Source organism: Streptomyces sp. NPDC059828, from assembly GCF_042731955.1.
Classification (GTDB): Bacteria; Actinomycetota; Actinomycetes; order Streptomycetales; family Streptomycetaceae; genus Streptomyces.
The window spans coordinates 28093-48799 of the sequence record NZ_JBHWIW010000056.1 but is presented as its reverse complement, the minus strand read 5'-3'; the positions used below and the strand labels follow the sequence as shown (position 1 = coordinate 48799).

At 71.0% G+C, this 20707-nt stretch carries 14 protein-coding genes; 5 read left to right on the top strand and 9 right to left on the bottom strand.

Annotated elements, in window-relative coordinates:
* Positions 1-39: 39 nt before the first annotated feature.
* From ACFV6V_RS27040 to xseA, 3 genes are all read right to left on the bottom strand, one after another.
* A complete protein-coding gene (locus tag ACFV6V_RS27040) occupies positions 40-630 on the bottom strand; it encodes a malonic semialdehyde reductase (protein ID WP_385569886.1) in 591 nt (196 codons plus the stop codon).
* 139 nt (positions 631-769) lie between these two features.
* A complete protein-coding gene (locus tag ACFV6V_RS27035; protein ID WP_385569883.1) occupies positions 770-1063 on the bottom strand; it encodes an exodeoxyribonuclease VII small subunit in 294 nt (97 codons plus the stop codon).
* A 10-nt stretch (positions 1064-1073) separates the two neighbouring features.
* Positions 1074-2288 carry an exodeoxyribonuclease VII large subunit gene (xseA, locus tag ACFV6V_RS27030; RefSeq protein WP_385569880.1) on the bottom strand — a complete coding sequence of 405 codons (1215 nt, stop codon included), beginning with the start codon at positions 2286-2288 and terminating at the stop codon, positions 1074-1076.
* 137 nt (positions 2289-2425) lie between these two features.
* On the opposite strand from xseA, the gene ACFV6V_RS27025 reads away from it, so the two are divergent.
* Together ACFV6V_RS27025 and ppgK are read left to right on the top strand one after the other, a co-directional pair.
* Positions 2426-3406, top strand: coding sequence for a 4-hydroxy-3-methylbut-2-enyl diphosphate reductase (locus ACFV6V_RS27025; protein ID WP_385569878.1), 981 nt, complete (start codon positions 2426-2428; stop codon positions 3404-3406).
* Between the two features lie 30 nt (positions 3407-3436).
* The gene (gene ppgK / locus ACFV6V_RS27020) at positions 3437-4174 is read left to right on the top strand and encodes a polyphosphate--glucose phosphotransferase (RefSeq protein WP_385569875.1); all 738 of its coding nucleotides are present in this window, start codon (positions 3437-3439) and stop codon (positions 4172-4174) included.
* A 160-nt stretch (positions 4175-4334) separates the two neighbouring features.
* On the opposite strand, the gene ACFV6V_RS27015 is transcribed toward ppgK, so the two are convergent.
* Complete coding sequence (locus ACFV6V_RS27015; protein ID WP_385569873.1) at positions 4335-4997, bottom strand: DUF6542 domain-containing protein; 663 nt, start codon at positions 4995-4997, stop codon at positions 4335-4337.
* 231 nt (positions 4998-5228) lie between these two features.
* Here ACFV6V_RS27015 and ychF point away from each other — a divergent pair, with 231 nt between their 5' ends.
* Positions 5229-6317: a redox-regulated ATPase YchF gene (ychF, locus tag ACFV6V_RS27010; protein WP_385569871.1), complete on the top strand. Its 1089-nt coding sequence runs from the start codon at positions 5229-5231 to the stop codon at positions 6315-6317.
* A 134-nt stretch (positions 6318-6451) separates the two neighbouring features.
* On the opposite strand, the gene ACFV6V_RS27005 is transcribed toward ychF, so the two are convergent.
* The 5 genes from ACFV6V_RS27005 to ACFV6V_RS26985 all read right to left on the bottom strand — a co-directional run bounded on the left by ACFV6V_RS27005 (position 6452) and on the right by ACFV6V_RS26985 (position 10288).
* On the bottom strand, positions 6452-6715 hold the full coding sequence (locus ACFV6V_RS27005) for a type II toxin-antitoxin system RelE/ParE family toxin (RefSeq protein ID WP_385569868.1): 264 nt from the start codon (positions 6713-6715) through the stop codon (positions 6452-6454).
* Complete coding sequence (locus tag ACFV6V_RS27000; RefSeq protein ID WP_019434848.1) at positions 6708-6977, bottom strand: type II toxin-antitoxin system Phd/YefM family antitoxin; 270 nt, start codon at positions 6975-6977, stop codon at positions 6708-6710. Before ACFV6V_RS27000 ends, ACFV6V_RS27005 begins: the two co-directional genes overlap by 8 nt.
* Before the next feature lie 124 nt (positions 6978-7101).
* Positions 7102-7848 carry a thioesterase II family protein gene (locus ACFV6V_RS26995; protein ID WP_385569866.1) on the bottom strand — a complete coding sequence of 249 codons (747 nt, stop codon included), beginning with the start codon at positions 7846-7848 and terminating at the stop codon, positions 7102-7104.
* A complete protein-coding gene (locus ACFV6V_RS26990; protein WP_385569863.1) occupies positions 7845-8843 on the bottom strand; it encodes a TauD/TfdA family dioxygenase in 999 nt (332 codons plus the stop codon). Before ACFV6V_RS26990 ends, ACFV6V_RS26995 begins: the two co-directional genes overlap by 4 nt.
* Positions 8844-8875: 32 nt before the next feature.
* Complete coding sequence (locus ACFV6V_RS26985; RefSeq protein ID WP_385569861.1) at positions 8876-10288, bottom strand: MDR family MFS transporter; 1413 nt, start codon at positions 10286-10288, stop codon at positions 8876-8878.
* A 195-nt stretch (positions 10289-10483) separates the two neighbouring features.
* Here ACFV6V_RS26985 and ACFV6V_RS26980 point away from each other — a divergent pair, with 195 nt between their 5' ends.
* Both ACFV6V_RS26980 and ACFV6V_RS26975 read left to right on the top strand, forming a co-directional pair.
* A complete protein-coding gene (locus ACFV6V_RS26980; protein WP_385569858.1) occupies positions 10484-15565 on the top strand; it encodes an amino acid adenylation domain-containing protein in 5082 nt (1693 codons plus the stop codon).
* A 2-nt stretch (positions 15566-15567) separates the two neighbouring features.
* Positions 15568-20697: a MupA/Atu3671 family FMN-dependent luciferase-like monooxygenase gene (locus ACFV6V_RS26975; RefSeq protein WP_385569855.1), complete on the top strand. Its 5130-nt coding sequence runs from the start codon at positions 15568-15570 to the stop codon at positions 20695-20697.
* Positions 20698-20707: the final 10 nt, after the last annotated feature.

Sequence of the window (20707 nt, the reverse complement as noted above, 5' to 3'; positions counted from 1 at the left end):
GGGTGCGGCGCCTCGCCGTAGGTGCCTGAAGGCCGTCCGTCAGACGGTCTTGACGACCTCGTCGAAGGACAGTCGCGGCGAGCGGGGGAACCAGGCGTTCTCGCCGGGCCTGCCGATGTTGACCACCATCAGCGGGGTGTGGTCGTCGTCCAGGAACTCCTTCTGCACGCCGGCGAGGTCGACCCCGGTCATCGGGCCCGCGGCGAGACCCGCGGCGCGGACACCCACGATGAAGTAGGCGGCCTGAAGCGCGGCGTTCAGCAGCGCGGAGCGCTCACGCGCCGGACGCTCGGCGAAGAACACGTCCTTGGCCTGCGGGAAGTGCGGGAACAGCTCGGGCAGCTCCTCGTGGAACTCGTTGTCCGCGGCGAGGATCGCGACCAGGGGGGCGCTGGCCGTCTTGGCCTGGTTGCCCTCGGACATGTACGGCACCAGGCGCTCGCGAGCCCCGGCGGAGCGGACCAGGACGATGCGCAGCGGCGACTGGTTGAACGCTGTCGGGCCGAACTTCACCAGGTCGTAGACGGCCTGCACCTGCTCTTCGGTCACCGGCTCGTCGGTGAAGGTGTTGGCGGTGCGGGCCTCACGGAAAAGGAGGTCCTGGGCTGCGGCGTCGATTACGAGAGACATCGGCATACCTTCCGGATGGGCAAGGGGGTGTCAGGTACGCGGACGACCGTACGACCGAAGTGGATTAATCTTCAACTAAATCCGGGCTCTCGTGAGCCGACTCACACAACTTTCAACTAAATGATGGACGGGGCCGGGGTCAGAACGCGGAGTCGTCCTCGTCGCCGGCGTCCCCGTCGTCGCCCGCGCCGGCCGGCCGCCGGTCCGCCAGCGCCGCGTCAAGACGGGCCCGGGCGCCGTCCAGCCAGCGACGGCACACCTTCGCGAGCTCCTCGCCTCGCTCCCACAGGGCCAGGGACTCCTCGAGGGTCGTGCCCCCCGCCTCCAGCCGGCGTACGACCTCGATCAGCTCGTCACGCGCCTGCTCGTACCCCATCGAGTCGGCCGCGTCGATCGAGTCGTGGCCTGCGCTGCCGTCCGTCTTCGCCGTCATGCGCTCCACCCTATGCGTGGGGTCCGACAGTGACCGTGAACTCGCCTTCCGCGACCCTGGCCCGCAGCTCCTCGGCCGCCGAGACCTCGCCAGGCGCCCGTACCACCGCGCCGTCCGCCCGCTGGAGCACCGCATAGCCACGCTCCATCGTGGCCGCCGGCGACAGGGCGAGGACCCGGGCGCGGGTGTGGGCCAGCTCGGAGTCGGCACGGTCCAGCAGATGTCCGAGCACCCGGTGGCTCCTCGCGACGAGCGCCTCCGTCTCCTGCTCGCGCTCCTCCACGATCCGGTGCGGATGCTCCATCGACCGCCTGGCGAGTGCGTGCGCGAGCCCCCGCTCCTCCCGCTCGACGAGCCCCCGCACCATCCGCAGCGCACGGTCCCGCAGCGTCTGCACCCGCTCCAGCTCCTCGCCGACGTCCGGCACGACCTTCTTCGCCGCGTCCGTCGGCGTCGAGGCCCGCAGGTCCGCGACCAGATCGAGCAGCGGTGAGTCCGGTTCGTGCCCGATCGCCGACACCAGCGGTGTGCGGCAGTCCGCCACGGCCCGGATGAGCTGCTCGTCCGAGAAGGGCAGCAGGTCCTCCACGCTTCCGCCGCCACGCGCCACGATGATCACGTCCACTTCGGGCAGTGCGTCCAGCTCCTTCACCGCCTGCACGACCTGCGACACGGCTCGTACGCCCTGCACCGCCACATTGCGCACCTCGAACCGCACGGCGGGCCAGCGCCGCCGCGCGTTCTCCAGTACGTCGCGCTCGGCCGCGGACGCCCGGCCGCAGACCAGACCGACCAGCTGCGGCAGGAAGGGCAGTGGCTTCTTACGGTCCCGGTCGAAAAGCCCCTCGGCGCCCAGCGACCGCTTCAGCCGCTCCAGCCTCACGAGCAGCTCACCCATGCCGACCGGCCGTATCTCCGTGGCCCGCAGCGAGAGCTGCCCTCGCGGGGCGTACCACTCCGGCTTGGCGAGAAGCACCACCCGGGCACCCTCGGACACGACGTCCGAGACGCTGTCGAACACCTGGCGGTAGCAGGTGACGCCCACCGAGATGTCGTACGACGGATCGCGCAGCGTCATGAACACGACCCCCGCCCCCGGCCTGCGGGACAGCTGGGTGATCTGCCCCTCCACCCACACGGCACCGAGCCGGTCGATCCACCCCCCGATGAGCCGTGACACCTCGCCGACGGGGACCGGGGTTTCGGCTGACGTAGTGAGACCCATGCACGCGAGCGTATCGGCCCCTTGTGACAGCGCGGACGCGCGAGCGACACGAGTCATATGCCGACATGGCTGCCTACGCGCAGACTCAGCCCTGCGGGCGATCGTTGGCCTCCGGCGGTCGCCCTTACGATGGGCGCATGACTGCAACGAACGCCCGCCGCGTCCTGCTGGCCGCACCCCGTGGCTACTGCGCGGGCGTGGACCGTGCCGTGATCGCCGTGGAGAAGGCTCTGGAGCAGTACGGAGCCCCGGTCTACGTGCGCCACGAGATCGTCCACAACAAGTACGTCGTACAGACCCTGGAGAAGAAGGGCGCGATCTTCGTCGACACCACGGCGGAGGTGCCCGAAGGCTCGATCGTCATGTTCTCGGCGCACGGCGTGGCGCCGATCGTGCACGAAGAGGCCGCCGAGCGGAAGCTCGCGACCATCGACGCGACCTGCCCCCTGGTGACCAAGGTCCACAAGGAGGCCATCCGGTACGCCGGGGAGGACTTCGACATCCTCCTCATCGGCCACGAGGGCCATGAGGAGGTCATCGGCACCACCGGTGAGGCCCCCGACCACATCACCCTGGTCGACGGCCCGGGCGACGTGGACAAGGTCGAGGTCCGCGACCCGTCGAAGGTCGTCTGGCTCTCCCAGACCACGCTCTCCGTGGACGAGACGATGGAAACGGTCGACAGGCTGAAGACCAAGTTCCCGCTGCTGGTCTCCCCGCCGAGCGACGACATCTGCTACGCGACGCAGAACCGCCAGATCGCGGTCAAGGAGATGAGCGCCCAGGCCGACCTGGTGATCGTCGTCGGCTCCCGCAACTCCTCGAACTCCGTGCGCCTGGTCGAGGTCGCCCTGACCGCCGGGGCCAAGGCCTCCTATCTGGTCGACTTCGCCGATGAGATCGACGAGTCCTGGCTGGAGGGTGTCGGCACGGTCGGCGTCACGTCCGGCGCCTCGGTGCCGGAGGTCCTGGTCGAGGAGGTCCTGGAGTGGCTCGCCCAGCGCGGCTACGAGGACGTGGAGATCGTCAAGACCGCCGACGAGTCGCTCATCTTCTCCCTGCCCAAGGAACTCCGCCGCGACCTCCGTACGGAGGCCGCTTCGCTCGTCGAGGAGTAACTGTCAGCGGTTCCTCGTAACGTTGTGTCCATGAACGTCTTCGGAGTGGACATCGGCGGCTCGGGAATCAAGGGCGCGCCCGTGGACCTGGAGCGCGGCGACCTCGCGGAGCCGCGCCACAAAGTGCTAACACCGCATCCGGCCACGCCTGACGGCGTGGCCGACGGCGTTGCCGAGGTGGTGCGCCACTTCGGCTGGTCGGGGCCGGTCGGGATCACCTTCCCCGGCGTGGTCACCGGATCGGTCATCCGAACGGCCGCCAACGTCGACAAGAGCTGGATCGACGTGGACGGCGGCCAGCTGCTGGGCGACAAGCTCGGCCTCCCGGTCACGGTGCTCAACGACGCCGACGCGGCCGGAGTCGCCGAGATGACCTTCGGCGCCGGCAGCGGCCGCAAGGGCAGCGTGATGCTGCTGACCTTCGGCACGGGTATCGGCAGCGCGCTCTTCATCGACGGCCGCCTGGTGCCCAACACCGAGCTCGGCCATCTCGAGCTGAACGGACACGAGGCCGAGAAGCACGCGTCGACCAAGGTCAAGGACGACGAGGGGCTGAGCTGGGAGCACTGGGCGCGCCGTGTCCAGAAGTACCTGGAGCATCTGGAGATGCTGTTCTCGCCCGGGCTGTTCATCATCGGCGGTGGGGTGAGCCGCAAGGCGGACAAGTTCCTGCCGCTCATCAAGCACGTGCGGGCGGAGATCGTCCCGGCGCAGCTTCAGAACAACGCGGGCATCGTGGGCGCGGCGATGGCCGCGGCACGACGCTAGGCCTGTCCGGGCGATCTCCTCGAGCCACGGCGACATCGGCCAAGGCGTGGGTCTTCCCGGGCCCCGGCCCTGGGGAGACCCACCGCCTTGCCACGGAGTTCGCCCGGACAGGGCCTGGCCCCCGGGCGGCCGACGCCCGGACAGAGGGCCTGGGGTCGGTTCAGTGCCTGCCGCCCGGAGGCCGTAGTGACTGCCCCGGGCGGCCGTCGGTCTTGCGGGGCGCCGGCCGCCGGGCGGGAGGCCGGCGCATGAGCCGCACCTTCCGCACGGTCGTGATCACACCGGCGACGAGGGTGCCGCCGTAGAGCCAGCCCGCGTTGACGGCCAGGGCCGTCACCACGGCCATGATGTGGCCCCCGTAGCCACCGACGCCGCCCGCGACCGGGATGACGCCGACGGTGAAGGCGATCGGCACGCTGATCGGGGCGGTGACCAGGTCGGCCTTGCGCACCCACAGCGCGGTCAGGGCGCTGACCGGGAGGAAGAGCAGGCCGTACACCAGAGGTGAGCCGTCCAGCAGCAGCTCGTCCAGCGAACCGATCACCAGCATGACGGCCGAGGCGAAGAGCCCGGCGCCGAGTCCGGTCAACCGAGGGTTCGGCAGCCTGCGCAGTGCGAGCAGCACCGGCGGCACCGGGCGCCGGGGATCCCGTCGTCTCGGCGCTCCGGAGCCACCCGGCCGGACGGTGCGGCCCGACCGGCCCGGGCGCCCGGGCCGGTCCGTGACCCGGTACACCGAGGCGCCCTCGATGAGGGCGCCCTGCCCGGAAAGCGGGGCCTGCGGCCGTGGCCGCTGCTGCGAGGGACCTGTCCTGTGCTCCACGGATCAAACGTAGGTCTCCATGCGTGAGGGTTCCGCCACAAGACACGCCCTTTGGGTGACCTTGGCCATGAGTTCGACGCAAACCCGTGCCTCGCTCGTACGCGAGAGCCCCGGGGAGCTTCCCCCGGTTCCCGTCGTCGGCCCCGGTGACGCGCCCGTAAACTGGTGGATCGGCCCACCCGGGGCCGGGCCCCCGGCCCTCCGCCAGTCCTCACTCAGGAAGTCGCCAACGTGTCGCTCACGATCGGAATCGTCGGACTGCCGAATGTCGGTAAGTCGACCCTGTTCAACGCCCTGACCAAGAACGACGTGCTGGCGGCCAACTACCCGTTCGCCACGATCGAGCCCAACGTGGGCGTGGTCGGTGTCCCCGACACCCGGCTGACCAAGCTGGCCGAGATCTTCAGCTCCCAGCGGGTCCTCCCGGCGACCGTCGACTTCGTGGACATCGCCGGAATCGTCCGCGGCGCGAGCGAGGGCGAGGGCCTCGGCAACAAGTTCCTGGCGAACATCCGCGAGTCCGACGCGATCTGCCAGGTCATCCGGGCCTTCAAGGACGAGAACGTCGTGCACGTCGACGGCAAGGTCTCGCCCAAGGACGACATCGAGACCATCAACACCGAGCTGATCCTCGCGGACCTCCAGACGATCGAGAAGGTCCTGCCGCGCCTGTCCAAGGAAGCCCGGATCAAGAAGGACGTGGCCCCCAAGGTCGCGGCGGTCGAGGCGGCCAAGGAGATCCTCGAGAGGGGCGACACACTCTTCTCGCAGGGCATCGTCCAGGGCAGCGAGAAGGCGGAGCTCCTGCACGACCTCCACCTGCTCACCACCAAGCCGTTCCTCTACGTCTTCAACGTGGACGAGGACGAGCTCGTCGACGAGACCTTCAAGAACGAACAGCGCGCCCTGGTCGCCCCGGCCGAGGCGATCTTCCTCAACGCCAAGCTCGAGGCGGACCTCGCCGAGCTCGACGAGGAGGACGCGATCGAACTCCTCCAGTCCGTCGGCGCCGACGAGCCCGGCCTCGCCACCCTCGCCCGCGTCGGCTTCGACACCCTCGGCCTCCAGACCTACCTCACGGCGGGCCCGAAGGAGTCCCGCGCCTGGACCATCAAGAAGGGCGCGACGGCCCCCGAGGCGGCCGGTGTGATCCACACCGACTTCCAGAAGGGCTTCATCAAGGCGGAGGTGATCTCCTTCGCCGACCTGGTCGCCACGGGCTCGGTCGCCGACGCCCGAGCGGCGGGCAAGGCGCGCATGGAGGGCAAGGACTACGTGATGCAGGACGGGGACGTGGTGGAGTTCCGCTTCAACGTCTGAGCGGATGAAGTAACACCACGTCGCTGATGTGGCAAACATGCAGGTCAGAAGGGGTCGACTCCTCCGGGAGTCGGCCCCTTCGTCGTCACCGTGCTGGATGGGTGCTGGATATTCTGACGCCGGGGCAGTCGGCGTCAGGTGTCGTAGACGGTGGACCGGTGTCCCACGTGAACGACCCAGACCACCAGTTCTCCGTTGTCGAGCGTGTAGACGACGCGGTAGTCGCCGACGCGCAGGCGGCGTCGTTCGGGCTGGGACACGAGTGCGGTGGTGTTCGAGCCGAGCGGGTCGGTCTCCAGCTCGGTCAGCTTGGCCAGGATGCGCAGTGCCATGTCGCGGGGGATCTTCCGAAGCTCGGCCTGCGCCTCGGGGCGGAAGACGGTTCGGTACTCACTCACCGCGCGCCAGCGTCTCCCTCATGATGTCCTCGATCGGGATGCCGGGTGCCGGGTTGGCCATGCGCTCGTCGATGATCCGGTTGATCTCGCGCTCTTCCCATTCCTGGTACTTGCGTAGTACCTCGATGGAGACGACGGCGGCGACTTCCTTGCCCCGGCGCGTGATCACTGTGGGCACGTCGTCGCGATCGGCGCGCTCCACGACCTCGGCGAGGTGGGCACGCACATCGCGGATGGACTCTATGGGCAGCGGCTGCGTCATGCGCTCAAGCGTACCGAGTGACTCATGTGTACACAATGCTGCCGCCGCGGGCGACGGACTTCGTCGCAGTCGCGCGTGCTGGATGTGCCGCTGCGAGCGGTGGACTGCGGGCGAGGAGCGGTACCTAACGCCGGGCCAGAGCAGCCCGTATGCCATCCACCACAGGGGCGGGGAAGCCGGTCAGATAGAAGTGGTCGCCGGGGAATGACCGGCTGGTGAAGGGGGCCGAGGTGTGGGCTGCCCAGTGCTCCATACCGTCCGGGGTGACCGGGTCCTCGTCGCCGGAGAAGGCGGTGATCGGGCAGGAGAGCACGGTGGTGGTGTCGCCCGGGTAGGTGGACACCGCCCGGAAGTCACTGCGCAGGACCGGCAGGAAGAGCTCTCTGAGCTCTTCGTTCTCCAGCAGTCCGGGATGGGTGCCGGCGAGCAGTCGCAGTTCGTCGAGGAGTACCTCCTCGCGGTCCCAGTCCTGGGAGCGGCGGGGCTGGGAGGGGGACCGCATTCCGGAGACGATCAGTACGGACGGTGTGATCCCGTGCTGCTGCTCGAGCCTTCTGGCCGTCTCGAAGGCGACGAGGGCGCCCATGCTGTGACCGAAGAGGGCGGGCGGCGGCTGCGGTGCGGCGGCAATGAGGGTCGCGGCCTCGTCGGCGAGTGTCGCGATGTCCTCGGCCGCGGGCTCGTCGCTGCGGTCCATGCGGCCCGGGTACTGCATGCCGAACACCTCGACGGCCGGTGAAAGGGCCAGCGAGAGCGGGAAGTAGTAGGGAGCGGAGCCGCCCGCGTGCGGGAAGCAGACCAGCCGGGACGCGGCGTCCGGTGCCGCGTGGAAGGTGCGCAGTACGGGCGTGCGCCGACGCAGGGGGGTCACGTGGTCACCTGTCGGGTGGTGAGGGGATCGGCCATGCCGACGACGATCCGCCGGGGCGGTTCGAAGGGGGCCCGGCCATGGGCGGTCAGCATGTTGTCGACCAGCAGGACGTCGCCCTGCTGCCAGGGGAACTCGACGAGTTCGGCGGCGTAGGCCGCGCGCAGGGTCTCGAGGACGTCGGGTTCGATCTCCGTGCCATCGCCGTAGTACGTGTTGTTGGGCAGCGCCTCGGGACCCAGTGCTTCGACGAGTGCCTCGGCCATGGCGGCGCCCAGTGTGGAGATGTGGAAGAACGTGATGTGGTTGAACCACGTCCATTCGCCGGTGCGGGGGTGCTGGGCCGAGGCGGGGCGCCGCTGGGTGGTGCGGAGCTGGTCGTCGGGGCCCCACTGCGTCGTGATGTCGTTCTGGGCGCAGTAGCGGTCGACCTGGGCCGGATCAGCGGTGCCGAACGCCTCCTGCCAGCTGAGACCCGCGCCATGACCGAAGTTGCGGACGTAGAGATAGCCGCCGCGGTCGGCGAAGCGCTGCCTGACGGCCTCGGGTATGCGCGCGTACACCTTGCGGCAGTCGGCCAGCGGGGTGGCGCCGCCTGAGCCTGGTGCGGTCAGGCAGCAGAAGCAGATGCGCAGGGGCCAGACGACGTTGTACGACTGCTCGTTGTGCAGGTGGATGCGTTCGCGCGCGGGGTGGTCGGTCGAGGTGTAGACGTTCTTGTGCACGGCGTGGCGCGGGGATGAGCGCTCCACGTACTCGAGGGGTGCGCCACAGGCCTTGTGCACGGTGGTCTCGAAGGACTCGGCGGTGACGCCGGAGAACCCGCGCAGCAGCACGGCGCCGTGCCGGTCGACGCGTTCGCGCAGCGGTTCGCTGTGGCTGGACGCCCAGTCCACGAGGTCGAGGCCGGGAGCGAGGGGTTCGACGGCCAGCGGCAGTGGACCGCCGTCCGGCAGTGCGGGTCGTTCCGCTACGGCATCCCCGAGGGGGCTGTTCATGGTCACGCCTTCTGTTCGGTCCGGGCCGGCTCTCAGTGGTCCGCGGCGGTTTCCGCGGGGCGCCCGCGCGGCAGCGACCACGTGAGCACCAGCGCCAGGGCGATCAGGCCCGTCACCCACCAGAAGGTGTGGCTGAAGTCGGCCGCTGTGGGTGCGTGCTGTCCGGCCTGGCTCTGGAGCACCACCGCGAAGAGTGCCGTGCCGAAGGAGCCGCCCACGCGCTGGAGGATGTTGATGGCCGTGGTGGCACGGGGGATCGAGTCCTTGGGGAGTCCGCCCTGGAACACCGCCGCCATCAGCGGGCCGACGCAGAGTCCGACGCCCGCGCCGCGTACGGCCAGCGCGATCCACAGCAGCCACACCGGCGGGTCGGACGGAAGCTGGGTGTACACGAGGGTGCCCACCGCCAGCGTGCCGAGGCCGGCCAGCATGGCGGGCCGGGGGCCGAGTTTGTCGGCGAGTGTGCCGCCCAGGAAGAGCATCAGCAGCAGGCCGATGCCGTTGGGCGCCACGTCCAGCCCGGCTTGCAGCGTGGAGTGGCCCCTGGCCTCCTGGAAGTAGAGCGGGAAGAGATAGACGGCGCCGAAGAAGAAGGCGCCGTACACGGCCATCAGTGCGGCCAGGGTCCGGAACCAGCGGGTGCTGAAGAGCCGCAGATCGATGATCGGGGGGTGCGGTGTGCGCAGGGCGTGCACCACGTAACCCGCCAGCAGGACCGCGCCGATCAGCATGGGGGCGACCACCCCGCTGCCGTCGCCGGTGATCCGGGAGACGCCGAACACCAGCAGGGCGAGCCCCGGGGAGAGCAGCAGCAGTCCGGTGAGGTCGAGGCGTGCCTTGCCCTCCGGCTCGTCGCGCGGGAGGAGCTTGGCGGCGAGCAGTCCGGCGGCCAGGCAGACCGGCAGGTTGATGTAGAAGATCCAGCGCCAGTTCGTCGTCTCCACCAGGAGTCCGCCGAGGGTCGGTCCGATGACCGAGGCGAACTGGGTGGGGATGGTCACCAGGGCCATGGTCCGGCCCACCCGGGAGGGGCCCGCGGCGCGCGCCAGGATGGCCTGGGCGATGGGCACGATCATGCCGCCGCCGAAGCCCTGGACCACCCGGGACGCGATCAGGACCGGGGCGGACCAGGCGAACCCGCAGAACAGTGACGCGGCGAGGAAGAGCCCCATGGCCGCGAGCCACATGGTCCGGGAACCGAAGCGGTCGATGGCCCAGCCGGTCACCGGAATAACGGTGGCGATTCCGAGGAGATAGCCGGTGATGATCCACTGAATCGTCTCAAGCGGAGTGCTGAATTCAGAACGAATGCTGTCCAGGGCGAGGGACACGATCGTCGCGTCCAGGGCCGCCGCGAAGGTGCCCACCGACATCACGGCGCCGAGTATCAGCAGGGGGCGGTCCAGCTTTGCGTCGGCCTTTTCGGACGTGGCTTCGACCGTCACGCGCAACCTCCATCGGCAGTGGTCCTGTGGCAGTCGGCCCGGCCGCTGCGGTGTGCGGAGCGCCGCCAACTTCAGCACCATCATGCACAGTTGCGACTGATAATGAAAGATCTTGATCTTGAGTGGCGACTTCTGGGAAGGTTCTGACTTCGATCTTGAGCGCTGGAACGCCCCTCATGCCGACGGAGACCTGATATGCCGCGAGTTGAGCCATCCACTCTTGCCGGGATCTTCGAGAATCACACCGATAGGGCACCCGAGCGGCCCGCCCTGGGTTTCGGCTCCGATGAGTGGACTTACTCGCAGCTGGACGTCCAGGCGAATCGGCTGGCCGGCCATCTGACCGACCGCGGAGTACGGCCGGGCGCATTCGTCGGGATATGCACCGACCGCCGGTCGGACATGGTCGTCGCGGCTTTGGCGGCGCTCAAATGCGGCGCGGTCTACGTGCCGTTGGACGTGTCGTACCCGGCCGAGCGGCTTGAGTGGATGGCGGAGGACGCCGGGCTCGATCTGGTCGTCACGCGGGAGCCGCACGACAAGCTGCTGCCCTGGGATGACATCCCCGTGGTGCGCTTGGACGGCGACGCCGAGCTGATCGCGGCGTGCCCCGCCGACCGCCCCGGCCGGCAGTCCGCGGCCCAGCCCGCCTGCATGATGTACACCTCCGGTTCCACCGGCCGCCCCAAGGGGGTGCTGACGACCCAGAAAGCCGTCATCAGGCTGGTCGTTGACACGTGCTACATGGATCTCGGACCCGACGACCGGGTCGGTTTCGGCGGCAACCTCTCCTTCGACGCGAGCGTCCTGGAGATGTGGATGGCGCTGCTCAACGGTGCCTGCCTGGTGGCCATCGAGCGGGATGTGATGCTCTCCGCCCGCCACTTGGCGCGTTTCGTTCGCGAACAGCGACTCAGCACGGTATTCGTCACCACCTCGCTCTTCAACGAGTCGGTACGGACCGAGCCTTCGGTCTTCGCCAGCGTGCCCCAGCTGATCATCGGAGGCGAGGCGGCCGACCCCGGCAGTGTCAGGACGGCGCGCGAGCATCTGCCGCCCGGAGGACGCCTGCTGAGCGGCTACGGTCCGACCGAGGCCAGCACCTTCTCCACCGTCTACGACACGGCCGGGCTTCCGGCAGAGGCCGACGGCGTCCCGATCGGCACCGAGATCGACCAGACGCTTCTGTACGTCCTCGACGAGGAACTGCGGCCGGTACCCGACGGCACCCCGGGCGAGCTGTACATCGGCGGGACCGGGGTCTCCTTCGGCTACTGGCGTCGCCCCGAGCGCACCGCGGCCTCCTTCCTCCCCGACCCCTTCGCGGGCGGTGGAGCGCGGATGTACCGCAGCGGGGACCGCGTGACCCGGCGCCCGGACGGAGTGCTGGAGTTCGGCGGCCGGCTGGACGGCCAGGTGAAGATCCGCGGCTTCCGGATCGAACTGGGCGAGGTGGAGGAGGCGCTGCGGGCGCACCCGGCGGTGGTCGCCGCCGTCGCCACCGTGCGCGAGGACCGGCCGGGCGACAAGCGTCTGGTCGGCTATGTCGTCCCCACGGGCCCCTCAGGGGACCAACCCGCGCCCGCGAGCGCGGTCGCCGGTGAACGGGCCGGACTTGTCGACGAGATCGCCGAGTTCGTCCGCGAACGGCTCCCGGCCCAGCTCGTGCCGAGCGCCCTGGTCGTACTCGACCGGATCCCTCTCAACCCCAACGGCAAGGCCGACCGTGCCGCGCTCCCCGCCCCGGTGGCGCGCACGGCCGCGGACGGCGGGACGCCGGGGGAGCGGGACGCCACCGAGGAGGCGATCGCGCGGATCTGGGCCGAGGCCCTGGGGGTCGACGAGGTCGCCGCCGACCGGAACTTCTTCGACCTGGGCGGCCACTCCCTGATCGCCACCCAGGTGGTCGCGCGGATCCGTGAGGCCCACGGGGTCGACCTGCCGATGCGGCTGATGTTCGAGGGCCGGACGGTGGGCGAGCTCGCCGACGCCGTACGGCAGGCCGAGGCGGAACGGGAGGGAAGCGCGCGGCTGCTGCCGCTCCCCAGACGCGACGACCCGACGCGGGGCCTGCCCTCCTTCGGAGAGGAGCAGTTCCTCTTCCTCGACGAACTGAAGCCGGGCAATGCCGCGTACAACAACGCCTTCGCCTACCGGCTGCGCGGTCCCCTGGACACCGGGACCCTGCGGGGCGCGCTGAAAGCCCTCGCCGAGCGGCACGAGGCACTGCGTACCTCCTTCATCAGCACGGGGGAGTCGCGCCTGGCGATCGTGGCAGGCGTCGGCGAGGTCACCCTCGAGCTGCGTACCGCCGGGCCGCACCACCCCGGGGACGAGGAAGCACTGCGGGCCACGCTGCTCGAAGAGGCCTACCGCCCCTTCGACCTGGGCAGCGCGCCGCTGGTACGGGCCCTTGTGGTGCCGCTCGGCGACGAGGACCACGTACTCCAGCTCACCGTGCACGAGATCGTCGCCGACGCCTGGTCGCTGAGGGTGCTCTTCGAGGACCTGAGCGCGCTGTACGCGGGCCGTCCGCTGCCGATACCGGCCGAACCAGCGCCCGGATACCGCGACTTCGCTCAATGGCAGCGTGATCGCCTCGCAGGCGGGGGACCCGGCGACGGGGCAGCCCAGGGCGCGGAAGGGGGGACCGGCGGGGACCTCGCCGGTCAGCTGGAGTTCTGGCGCCGGCAGCTGTCCGGGGCGCCCGAGGTACTGGCACTTCCCACGGACCGGCCCCGTCCCGCCGCACAGTCGTTCGGCGGCGGCACCCACCACTTCACCCTCGACGCCGGGCTGGTCACCGCGATCGAGGAGCTGGCCAGGGAACACGAGGCCAGCCTGTTCATGGTGCTGCTCGGTGGGGTCAAGGCCGTGTTGCACCGCTACACGGGGCAGGACGACCTCGTCGTCGGCTCGCCGGTCGCCGGCCGGCTGCGGCCGGAACTCGACAGGGTGGTCGGCTTCCTGGTCAACACCCTGGCGCTGCGGACCTCACTGGCCGGCGACCCGAGCTTCGCCGAGTTGGTCGGCCGGGTGCGGGAGACGGCGCTGTCGGCCTTCGCCCACCAGGAGGTGCCCTTCGAGCGGCTGACGGCGGAGCTGGCCCCGTCCCGCAGCCTCAGCCACAGCCCGCTCGTACAGGTCCTGTTCTCCCTGCACACCATGCCGGGCGAAGGGCTCGCACTGCCCGGGGTGGAGCGCGAACCGCTGCCGTCCGACTTCTGCGCCACCCAGTTCGACCTGACCTTCACCCTGGAGCAACGGCCCGACGGCACCATCGCGGGAGCCGTGGTCTACAGCACCGACCTCTTCGACGAGGCGACCGTCGACCGGCTGACCGGTCATCTCACCACCCTGATCCGGGGCGCCGTCACCGCGCCGCACTCCCCCGTCTCCGCGCTGCCGCTGCTCACCGAGCCGGAGCAGGACCGGCTGCGCGGGCTCAACGCCACCGAGCGGCGTCCGGCGCAGGACGCACCGAGGCTGCTGCACGAGGTCGTGGAGGAGCAGGCCCGGCGCACCCCCGGGGCAACGGCCCTCGTGCACGAGGACCAGCGGCTGAGCTACGCCGAGCTGAACGAGCGCGCGAACCGGCTCGCCCGCCATCTTGCGGCGCGCGGCGTGGGCCCCGAGCGGATCGTCGCCGTCGCCCTTGAGCGTGGCTTGGACGTACCCGTCGCCATGCTCGCCACGCTCAAGGCGGGCGGCGCCTACCTCCCCGTCGACCCCGCCTATCCCCGCGACCGTCGCGCGTACATGCTGGAGCACGCCAAGCCGGCCGTCGTGCTCTCCGGAGCCCTGCCGGACACCCGGGAGCTGTCCGGAGACGACCTGCACACCCCGGTCGACCCCCGGCACCCGGCCTATGTGATCTACACCTCCGGCTCCACCGGCCGGCCCAAGGGCGTCGTCATCCCGCACGCGGGAGTCGTCAACCTGATCACCGACCCCCACTACGACGCGCTGGTGCCCCAGGGCTGCCGGGCCGCGGTGTGGGCCAGCTTCAGCTTCGACGCCTCGGTCTACGCGCTGTTCCCCGCGCTCGCCCGCGGCTGCGAGGTGCACCTGGCGCCCGAGCGGGCCCGCACCACCCCCGAGGACCATCTGGACTGGCTGACCGAGCACGGCATCGAGAGCACCTTCCTCGCGCCGTACATGGCACCCGAGGCGGCGCGCCGCAACGGCCTTCCGCTGCGCGGCATCAGCGTCGGCGCCGAGCCGGTCTCCGTCGAGGCCCTGCGGCAGCTCTCCGGGCGGCTGCGGGACGACTGCCTGGTCGTCAACGCCTACGGCCCCACCGAGGCGAGCGTCAGCGCCAGCATGTACCCGGTGCCCGTCCCCTTCCCCGCGGAGCTGTCCGGATCCGGCAGCCTGCCGATCGGCCGGGCCCTCCAGAACGTGCGGTTGCACGTGCTCGACGCGTCGGGTGCCCAGGTGCCCGACGGCGTCACGGGAGAACTCTGGATCGCCGGCGACGGACTGGCCCGCGGCTATCTCGGCGACCCGGCACAGACCGCCGACCGGTTCCGCCCCGACCCCTTCGGCCCGCCCGGTACCCGGATGTACCGGACGGGCGACCTGGCCTACCGCAGGGCCGACGGGGAGCTGGTCTTCGCGGGCCGCGGCGACCGTCAGCTCAAGCTGCACGGGCTGCGGGTGGAGCCGGGCGAGATCGAGGCCGCGGCCGAACGCCACCCCTCGGTCACCGCCGCCCATGTCACCCTGCGCGGAGGCGGTCTGGTCGGCTACCTGGAGGTGCCGGACCCCAACGGCTTCGACCTCGACGAGCTGCGCGCCTCGCTGACCGCCACACTCCCGCAGTCCGTGGTCCCGGGCCGGCTCGTGGTGCTGTCCGAACTGCCGCTGTCACCCAACGGCAAGCTCGACCCGGCACTGCTGCCCGACCCCGGGGAGCTGCACACCCCGCGCGGGCGGGCCCCGCGGACCGCGACCGAGCGTCAGCTGGCGGAGCTCTGGGACGAACTCCTCGACACCCGGCAGCCGACCACGCAGGACAAGTTCTTCCAGCTCGGCGGGGACTCCCTGAAGGCCGCCAGGCTGGCGCGCAGGCTCTCCCAGGTCTACCCGCTCCCCGTACCCGTACTGCTCCAGCTCGTGTTGCAGCAGGAGACCCTCGGCGACCTCGCCGCCGGCCTGGACGCGGCCCTCGAAGGCAGCCGCAGCGCCCCGCCGCCCGGCCCCGCGCCGCTGCGCCCGGCCGCGCGCCGCAGTCTTGCCGAACTACTCAACGACGATGCTGCGGAAGAGAGCTGACCATGGCTGAGATACGTAGTTCCCGGATGTCCTTCGCGCAGGAGCGCTTCTGGTTCCTGGAGCAGATCGCGCCCGAACAGGCGGTCTACCAGGTGCCCGCGGCGCTGCGGCTGCGAGGCGCCCTGGACGAGGCGGCGCTGAGCCGGGCCCTGACCGCGGTGGTGGCCAGGCACGAGGCGCTGCGCACGCGCTTCACCGAGGCCGCCGGACGCACCTTCCAGGTGGTGGAAGACACCGCCGAGGTCGCCCTGGAACGCATGGAGAGCACCGAAGCGGAGCTTCCCGCCGTGCTCCAGACCTGGGCCGGCCGCCCCTTCGACCTGGGCCGGGCCCCGCTGCTGCGCGCGCTGCTCGTCCGGCTCGGCGCCGAGGACCACGCACTGCTGCTGATGGCCCATCACATCATCGCCGACGGGGCGTCGATGGACATCGTCCTGGCGGAGCTGAGCGCCTTCTACCGCGGGGAGGACCTGCCGGCGGAACCTCCCCTGCACTACGCCGACTACGCGATGTGGCAGCGGGAGCAGCTGTCGGGACCCGCACTCGCGGACAGTCTCGGCTTCTGGCGGGAGCGTCTCGCGGATGTCCCGGAACTGCTGGAACTCCCCGCCGACCGCACCCGTCCCGCCCGCCAGAGCTATGCGGGGGCCACCCACCGGTTCGAGTTCGGCGACGAGCTGACCGCGGCCGTGACCCGGTTCGGCGCGGAGCGCGGTGCCACCCCGTACATGACGATGCTCGCGGGCTTCCTGGCCTTCGTGCACCGCAGCACCGGGCGCACCGACCTGGTGGTGGGCACCCCGGTGGACGGCCGCTCCGACCCCCAACTGGAGCGGGTGGTCGGCGCCTTCACCAACACCATGGCGATGCGCAGCGAGGTCACCGGGGGCCTGACCTTCGGTGAACTCGTCGACCGGGTGCGGGCGGACGCGCTCGCCTGCTACCCCTACGCGGACATGCCGTTCGAGAAGCTGGTGGACGAGCTCCAGCCGTCCCGCCAGCTCAGCCATTCCCCGATCATCCAGCTGATGTTCGCGTGGTACGAGACCGGCGACCGCACGCTGCGGATCCCCGGAATCGACGCCGAGTGGCTTGGGCTCGACTACGGCTCCGTCACCCTCGATCTGATCCTGACGGTGGAACGGCACGCCTCAGGCGCCACCGGAGTGCTCGAATACAACACCGACCTCTTCGACGCCGGCACGATCAGACGGTTCGCCGAACAGCTCACCACGCTGCTGTCCGGCGCGGTCGCCGAGCCCGGGACACCTCTCGCACGGCTGCCGATGACCACGGAAGCCGACGCCGACGCCCTTCGCCGCCTCAACGACACCGCGCGCGACTACCCGAACCGCGAGCTGGTGCACGAGCGGATCGCCGAGCAGGCCCGCCGCACCCCGGAGGCCACCGCGCTGATCAGCGGCGACACCAGGCTCAGCTACGCCGAGCTCAACTCCCGGGCCAACCGCCTCGCCCGGCGGCTGATCGCCCGGGGAGCGGGCCCCGAGCAGCTCGTGGCCGTGGCGATGCGCCGCACCGAAGACCTCCCGGTCGCACTGCTCGCGGTGCTCAAGACGGGCGCCGGGTATGTGCCGGTGGATCCGGACTACCCCGAGCGGCGCCGCCGGCAGATGCTCGCGGACTCCGGGGCGTCCCTGGTGCTGACCGGTGCGGAGCTGCTGGACGAGGACGGTGCGCACCCGCTGGACGCAGACGCCGCGGGGCCGCTGGACGCGGCCGGTGCGGAGCCGGACGTCAGCTCCGCGGTGCGGCCGGAGAACCCGGCGTACGTCATCTACACCTCCGGCTCCACCGGCACCCCCAAGGGCGTGACGGTGCCGCACGGCGCCCTCACCAACTTCCTGCACGCCATGGACGAGCACATCACCGCGGCCGAGGGCTCGGTGTGGCTGGCGACCACCAGCATCTCCTTCGACATCGCGGGCCTTGAACTGCTGTGGACGCTGGCGCGCGGCGTCACCGTCGTGCTCCAGAGCGAGGAGCGCTCGGCGCCCCGCCCCGCGGTGGACTTCAGCCTCTTCTACTTCGCCAGCGCGGAGGGCGACCAGGGCCACGAGCCGTACCGGCTGCTCCTGGAGGGCGCGAAGTACGCGGACGAGCACGGCTTCGCGGGAGTGTGGACGCCCGAGCGGCACTTCAACCCCTTCGGCGGGCTGTACCCGAACCCCTCCGTGACCGGTGCCGCCGTCGCGGCGGTGACCCGGCGGATCGCCGTCCGGGCGGGCAGCGTGGTGTTGCCGCTCCAGGACCCGCTGCGGGTCGCCGAGGAATGGGCGGTCGTGGACGGGCTCTCCGGCGGCCGGGCCGAAGTGTCCTTCGCCTCCGGGTGGCTGGCCGACGACTTCGTACTCGCCCCCGGCCGGCATGCCGACCGCAAGCGGGTGCTCCTGGAGGGGATGGACACCGTCCGCGCCCTCTGGCGCGGCGAACCGGTGGAGAGGGACAACGGCGCGGGAGCCACCATCGAGGTGCGCACCCATCCGCGGCCGGCCCGCGGCGGACTGCCCGTCTGGCTGACGTCGTCCGGCGACCCGGCCACCTTCGAGGAGGCCGGCCGCGCGGGCGTACATCTGCTCACCCACCTGCTCGGCCAGAGCCTGGAGGAGCTCGGCGAGAAGGTGGCCCGCTACCGCCGGGCCTGGGACGAGGCGGGCCACCCGGGCCGCGGCCGGGTGGCGCTGATGGTGCACACGGCCGTCGACGGCGACGCGGAGGCGGTCCGGGAGCGGGCCCGCAAGCCGTTCGTCGGCTATCTGCGCAGCTCCCTCGGCCTGGTGAAGCGGCTGCTCAGCGTCCAGGACGCGGCGGATCTCGAGGCGCTGCCGCCCGAGGAGCTGGATGTGCTCCTGGAGCGCTACTACGACCGGTTCGCCAGCGAGGCCGGGCTCTTCGGGTCTCCGGAGTCATGCGAGCCGATGGTGGAGCGGATCGCGGCCGCCGGGGTCGACGAGATCGCCTGCCTCATCGACTTCGGCATCGACCCGGAGCAGGTCCTCGCCTCGCTGCCCCATCTGGACGACCTGCGAGCCCGTTGGGCACGTGCCGCCGCCCAGGCGGGTCCCCAGGAGGACCACTCGGTGCTCGCCCAGCTCACCCGGCACGGTGCGACCCATCTCCAGTGCACGCCGTCGCTGGCGCTCGCGCTGGCCGAGACCGACGCCGGACTCGCCACCCTGGAGAAGCTGGAACAGCTCGTGATCGGGGGAGAGGCATTCCCCGCCGCGCTCGCGGGCAGGCTCTCCGAGACCCTGCGGGGCCGGGTGCTCAACATGTACGGCCCCACGGAGACCACCATCTGGTCCAGCGCGCAGCCGGTGACGGGCGACGGACCCCCGCCGATCGGACGCCCCGTCGCCAACACCCGCTTCCACCTGGTGGGTCAGGACGGCGAGCCGGTGCCCGTGGGCACCCCGGGCGAGCTGCTGATCGGCGGCGACAGCGTGGCGCGCGGCTACTGGGGCCGGCCGGCGCTGACCGCCGAACGGTTCGTGCCCGACCCGTACGGTCCGCCGGGAGCGCGTCTCTACCGCACGGGAGACCTCGCGGTGCTGCGACCGGACGGAACCTTGGAGTACCGCGGACGCATCGACGACCAGGTCAAGCTACGTGGGCGGCGGATCGAACTCGGTGAGATCGAGGCGCACATCGAGGCCTTCCCCGCCGTGGACCGGGCCATCACCGGTGTGGTGGGGGAAGGGGACCGGGCGGCGCTCGCCGCCTGGATACGCCCTCGGGGCGCCGCCCTCACCGCCGCGGAAGCCGGCGACCCGGAGCTGATCCCGCTTCCGACGGGCGGCGTGGTCGCCACCGGGGACCGCCGGGCCGCCGCCGAGATCCACAAGGAGATCTTCGAGGACGGGGACTACCTGGGAGACGGCTTCCTGCGCCTGTGGGACGGCATGACCGTGCTGGACGCGGGCGCCAACGTGGGCGGCACCACGCTGTGGCTGCACCGGAGTTGCCGACCCGCGCGGATCCTCTCCGTCGAACCGATCCCGCCGACCTTCGACCGGCTCAGCCGCACCGTGCGGGCCAACGGCATCGACGCGGTGCTGGTCAACGCGGGTCTCGCCGACACCCCTGGCACGGCCGAGTTCACCTACTACCCGGCGCTGACCGGCCTGTCCGGCCGCTATGCCGACCCCGAAGCCGACCGCAGGCGGGCGGCGGTGCTGATGCCGTCGGCGGACTCCGAGGACGTGGACGCCTTCCTGGCGGATCAGTACCGCAGCGAGCGGTTCAGCTGCCGGCTCACCACCCTCCACGAGCTGATCGCCGAACACGGCCTCGCCGACATCGGCCTGCTGAAGGTGGATGTGGAGCGGGCCGAACTGGACGTGCTCGCCGGTCTCGACGACGCCGACTGGCCACGGGTACGGCAGGTGGCCGTCGAGGTCGAGGGAGACGTACGGCGGGACGAGGTGCTGGCCGAGCTGGAGCGGCACGGTTTCGAGACCGCGAGCCGGACGATCCTCGGCGAACTCGAGGTGGGGATCGTCTACGGCCGCCGACCGGACATGACCGGGGCCGAGCTGCCCGTCGCCACCCCGGCCGAGGCGCCGCCGGACCTCGACCGGCTCCGTGAGCACCTGCGCCGCAGCCTGCCGGCCTACATGGTGCCGGAGCACCTGACCCTGCTGACCGCCTTCCCGACGACCCCGAACGGCAAGGTGGACCGCAAGGCGCTGGCCGCCGCACCCGCGCAGCCGGAAGCGGCGGGGGGCCGGACCGCGGCTCCGGTGGCCCCGCGCAGCGCGCTGGAACGGCAGCTCGCCGAGGTGTGGTGTTCGGTGCTCGGGGTGGAGCGGATCGGCATCCACGAGAACTTCTTCGACGCGGGCGGCAATTCGCTGCTGCTCATCCGGGTGCACGCGCGCCTGGCCGAGCTGGTCGGCACCGGCGCTGATACCGGAACCGCGCCCCGGCTCGTGGACCTGTTCGCCTATCCGACGATCGCGGCACTTGCCGCGCACATGGGGGACCGGCAGTCCGCGGACGCGTCCGGAGCGGCCGCGAAGCACGCGAACGGCCAGGACGCCACGGACACCGCCGGCCGGCGCACGGCGCGCAACCGGTTCCACCGGCGCAGGAAAGCGGGGACGGATGGCTGACGGGGGACAG